Here is a 5,047-nt window from a genome sequence, read left to right as displayed (position 1 = left end):
CTTTAACATTATGGTCTAACCACAAACAGGGTCTTATCTTTTTCATATTTGTTGATTTAAAATAATTCCAATGATGATCTTGTATGGAAACAAATTTAAAGTTCACCTGGTTTTCATAATATTTATTAATTTCATCTATGGCTAAGAATAAAACTGTTGCCACAAATCTGGATGTCCGTGATTTCCTGGAAAAAGTGGCAGACCCTTTAAAGCGAAAAGATTGTTATCTGATCGCCGCATTGATGGAAAAACAGACAGGATATGAACCTTCGATGTGGGGAACCTCAATCGTAGGCTTTGGTAGCTATCATTATAAATATGCCAGTGGTCATGAGGGAGATGCCCCTCTAATCGGATTTTCTCCGAGAAGTACTGCTATTGTTTTGTATGTTGCTTGTGATTTTGAAGATAAAGAAAACTTGCTGCTGCAATTGGGTAAACATAAAACAGGGAAAGGCTGTATTTATATTAAAAAACTGGCAGATGTTAATATACAAGTATTAACCAAGATGATAGATCAATCAGTGGCGCATATGAAAAATAAATAAGGTTAGAAGAAATGATAATAACGATTGATCAAAATATCACACTGGAACAAACAGCCGTGAAGCATGCAGAAGGTTTATTGGAAGCGATAAACAGCAGTCGGGCGCAACTATCTGAGTTTTTACCTTGGGTACCCAACATGCAGTCTGTAGGAGATCTTATAGCGTACATCAGGAAATGTGAGCAGCTTTATGAACAGGGTCTTGAAGTTAGCTTTGTGATTATGCTTGATAATCAACCAGTAGGCAGAATTGGTTTGCATTATTTGAATGTTTTTAATCAAAGTGGAGCAATTGGCTACTGGCTGGCAGAAAGTGCACAAGGCCGAGGTATTATGATCCGGTCTTGTAAAGCATTAATTGATTATGGTTTTAAGGAACTGGCATTACATCGTATTGAGATTAAAGCAGCTACTTTGAATTTGAAAAGTCAGGCAATTCCACGCAAACTGGGTTTTCAGCAAGAAGGGGTTTTAAGGCAATCCGAAAAGGTGAATGGTAAATTCTTAGACCTGGTTTTATATTCCATGCTCCATCACGAATGGAAGATGGATGCCTAATAAATGATTTAAGCGTGAGTTTTCCATTATAATGTTATTTTTGAAAAAAGTAATAGCTAACCACATAACTCAATTTTATATTGAAAACACTAGTATTAGGAGCCTCAGGACAACTAGGGCAATGCCTTAAGGCAGTTGCCTCAAATAGAAATATCGACACATTAGATTTCCCGGACGAAAGTGTCGCAAACATCCTTGATGTTGAGAAACTAAAGGCTTTGTTTGCCGAGAAAAAACCAGCATACGTAATCAATTGTGCTGCTTATACGGCTGTTGATAAAGCTGAAGATGATGTAGATCTGTGCAGATTAATAAACAAGCAGGGGGCATTAAATATCGCTTTGCTTTGTAAAGAGTTTGGTGCTAAATTAGTTCACGTTTCAACAGACTTTGTTTTTGAAGGAGCCATTCCAGAATTACTAAAGGAAGATGATTTAGCAGAACCCATTAGCATATATGGCTTAACTAAGCTTGAAGGCGAAACAGATATTATAGATAATCTTAAAGAACATTACATTATTCGCACCAGCTGGCTATATTCTGAGTATGCAAATAATTTTGTGAAAACAATGTTGAAACTAGGAGCGGACCGCGATGAGTTAAATATCATTGCGGATCAGATTGGCTCGCCAACTTATGCTATTGATTTGGCCGGTGCAATTTTGGATGTTATTGCTTCTGGCAAAACGGAATATGGGGTGTATCATTATAGCAATGAAGGATCAATCTCGTGGTTTGATTTTGCTAAAGGTATTTTTGATATCAGCAATACACAGGTAAAAGTTAGCCCGATTCCTACTTCTGCTTATCCGACAAGAGCTAGCCGACCTAAGTTCTCTGTAATGGACAAAACGAAGATAAAAGCAACTTTTGGAATCGAAGTACCTTATTGGAGAGACAGTTTGATTAAGTGTATTGAGCAATTATCTGTACTGGATAAAGCCTAAGCATGTGCTAAATAAACCATGATATAAAAAAAGAACGGAATTATATAAATATTTTTCCGTTCTTTTTCCAATCTTTGATCCGTAATGAAAAGAACACTGCTTACCATACTTGCCATTTTCTATTTGGGTGTTTCCAGTGGAGCAGCTGTGCACTTTCATTATTGCATGGACAAGCTGGTAAGCTGGAGCATGACAAAAAAATCCGGCAAATTATGTGATTTCTGTAAAATGCCTTTGGCAGAATCTAAAAAGAAATCATGCTGTAAAGATGTTAAGCACGAAGTAAAGGTTGAGAGTTCTCAAAAAGTAAACCAAGCGGTTTATAAATTCGATCAGCCATCTGTAGCCATTATATTACCCGAATTATTTGTTAATTATCAGGCCCCGGTGCCTGTTAAAATTATAAGGGAAGCATTAAGCAATGCACCACCTAATAGACAGCAAGTTCCTGTCTACCTAAAAAACTGTACCTACAGAATATAATACCCTCTTTCTTTTCTAATGCCTGGCACATTCGTGCCCTGGTTGCAGCATTACTGTAACCCCAAATTTTTTTATACCATTTTCTTTAAAACTTATTAAGATGAACTCATTAAGATCTCTTTTGGTAGTCGGCTTGACTTTCCTTGGTAGTGCTGTATTTGCACAATCTAAAACCGAAAAAATCAATGTATCTGGAAACTGTGGAATGTGTAAAAAACGCATTGAAACTGCCCTTAAAACTGAAGGTGTTGACACAGCTGTATGGGATGTAAAATCTAAAATATTAACGGTAAGCTACGATAGTGCCAAGATTACAACTGAAGGTATTCAACAAAAAATTGCCGCAGTTGGGCACGACACGCAAAAGGTTACTGCCAAACAAGAAAATTATAGCAAACTACCTTCATGCTGCCAATACGATAGAAAAAGTACAGACAAAAAATAACTAAAAGAAAGAGGGTTATTATAAATGGTACATAAAATTATAGAATGGTCGATGCGCAATAGATTTATTGTGCTGGTACTTTCCGCAGGGTTGTTTATATGGGGAGTTTTCTCCGTACAAAAAAATCCAATAGATGCGATTCCTGATCTTTCAGAAAATCAGGTAATCGTATTTACAGAGTGGATGGGCAGATCGCCACAGTTAATTGAAGATCAGGTGACTTACCCGCTGGTAACCAATTTGCAGGGGATTCCTAAAATTAAGTATGTAAGAGGTTCCTCCATGTTCGGGATGAGCTTTATCTACGTGATTTTTGAAGATGATGTTGATGTTTATTGGGCCAGAGAGCGGGTTTTGGAACGGATCAGTACCATATCCCGAACCTTGCCAGAAGGCGTATCTCCGCAACTTGGTCCTGATGGAACAGGAGTGGGTCATGTATTATGGTATACCTTAGATGCTCCTGAAATGGACTTGGGCGAGCAACGGGCAATACAGGATTGGTATGTAAAGTTCGCTTTGCAAACCGTTCCCGGAGTAAGTGAAATAGCCTCATTTGGTGGCTTTCAGAAACAATATCAAATCTCGATAGATCCAAACAAATTGCTGTATTATAAACTTACTGTGCCTCAGGTAATAGCCGCAGTTAGGAGCAATAATAACGAGTCGGGCGGACGAAAGTTTGAAATGAGCGACATGGGCTATATCATCAAAACATCGGGCTACCTCAAATCCATTGAAGAAATTTCGAATATCCCGGTAAAGAATCAGAATGGTACGCCAATAAAGGTGTCTGATCTGGCTACGGTTCAGATGACTGGAGAAACCCGATTAGGCATATTTGATCAGGATGGCAAGGGCGAGCGTGCAGGCGGTATTGTAGTAATGCGTTATGGCGAAAACGCTGCAGAGGTAATTGATCGGGTGAAAGAAAAGATGAAGGAAGTGTCAAAAGGCTTGCCTAAAGGTGTAAAATTTGATATCGTGTATGATAGAGGTGAACTGATTAAAGAATCTGTAGACTCTATAAAAAATACGCTGATCGAAGAGATGATCGTAGTATCCCTAATCGTATTTGTATTCCTGTTTCATTGGCGCAGTGCACTAAGTATCATTATACAAATTCCTATTACTATTGCCGCAAGTTTTATCCTGCTCAATGCCTTTGATATTTCGTCCAACATTATGTCGCTAACCGGTATTGCACTGGCCATTGGGGTAATTGTAGACAATGGAATTATCATGAGTGAAAATGCTTATAAGCATTTGGCAGAACGATACGAACAGTGGGAAAAGGATCAAAATAAAACGACAGCATCATGATGAACTGGTTTAAAAATATGTTTCGCAAATCTCCGGATTGGATTAGCGAAGAAGATCGCCTCGCGGTGATCACTAAATCCAGCAAGCAGGTATCCAGAGGTGTATTCTTTGCTACGGTAATTATTATAACCTCTTTTTTACCGGTATTTATGCTAACCGGACAGGAGGGTAAGTTGTTTCACCCGCTGGCTTACACCAAAACATTTATCATGATTGTTGATGCTTTTTTGGTGATTACGCTGGCTCCTGTACTGATCTCTTTCTTTATGAAAGGGAAATTCAGACCTGATCATGCAAACCCGGTAAATAGAGTTTTAGAAAAGGTGTATGAGCCAATTATCAGAACGGTATTGAAATGGAGAAAAACAACTATTGCCATTAATATCATCGCTTTGCTAATTACAATTCCTTTGCTTAAAAATTTAGGCACAGAGTTTATACCGCCATTAGATGAACAAAGTATTTTGTTTATGCCGGTAACCCTGCCTGATGTTTCAAATGCAGAAGCAAAGCGGATATTACAGGTGCAGGATAAGATTATTAAATCGGTACCGGAGGTAGATAAGGTTCTTGGAAAAGCAGGAAGGGCAAATACCGCTACAGATAATTCGCCGATTAGTATGATCGAAACAATCATTACTTTGAAACCGAAAAGCGAATGGAGAAAGGGCGTCACTAAAAAAGATATTGTGACAGAATTGGATGCCAAGCTTCAAATTCCGGGTGTGGTAAACGGGTGGACAC

7 protein-coding genes are annotated in these 5,047 nt (G+C 38.4%); all 7 read left to right on the top strand.

Annotation, left to right across the window (positions count from 1 at the left end):
• Window positions 1–137: 137 nt before the first annotated feature.
• A complete protein-coding gene (locus AC1DG9_RS23015) occupies window positions 138–548 on the top strand; it encodes a DUF1801 domain-containing protein (RefSeq protein WP_172660548.1) in 411 nt (136 codons plus the stop codon).
• Between the two features lie 11 nt (window positions 549–559).
• Entirely contained in the window at window positions 560–1,105 is a 546-nt protein-coding gene (locus AC1DG9_RS23010; protein WP_172660547.1) for a GNAT family N-acetyltransferase, read from the top strand.
• Between the two features lie 80 nt (window positions 1,106–1,185).
• Window positions 1,186–2,052, top strand: coding sequence for a dTDP-4-dehydrorhamnose reductase (gene rfbD / locus AC1DG9_RS23005; RefSeq protein ID WP_172660546.1), 867 nt, complete (start codon window positions 1,186–1,188; stop codon window positions 2,050–2,052).
• An 84-nt stretch (window positions 2,053–2,136) separates the two neighbouring features.
• Window positions 2,137–2,535: an HYC_CC_PP family protein gene (locus AC1DG9_RS23000; protein WP_172660545.1), complete on the top strand. Its 399-nt coding sequence runs from the start codon at window positions 2,137–2,139 to the stop codon at window positions 2,533–2,535.
• Between the two features lie 100 nt (window positions 2,536–2,635).
• On the top strand, window positions 2,636–2,980 hold the full coding sequence (locus AC1DG9_RS22995) for a heavy-metal-associated domain-containing protein (protein WP_337715236.1): 345 nt from the start codon (window positions 2,636–2,638) through the stop codon (window positions 2,978–2,980).
• Window positions 2,981–3,004: 24 nt separating this feature from the next.
• Entirely contained in the window at window positions 3,005–4,303 is a 1,299-nt protein-coding gene (locus tag AC1DG9_RS22990; RefSeq protein ID WP_172660543.1) for an efflux RND transporter permease subunit, read from the top strand.
• The coding region (locus AC1DG9_RS22985; protein ID WP_477635309.1) for an efflux RND transporter permease subunit at window positions 4,300–5,047 on the top strand (748 nt) is incomplete at its 3' end. The genes AC1DG9_RS22990 and AC1DG9_RS22985, both read left to right, overlap by 4 nt.

It is taken from the genome of Pedobacter sp. 05L430 (assembly GCF_056397585.1).
Note: the sequence above shows the minus strand (reverse complement) of the source record. Positions and strands in the feature narration are given on the sequence as shown.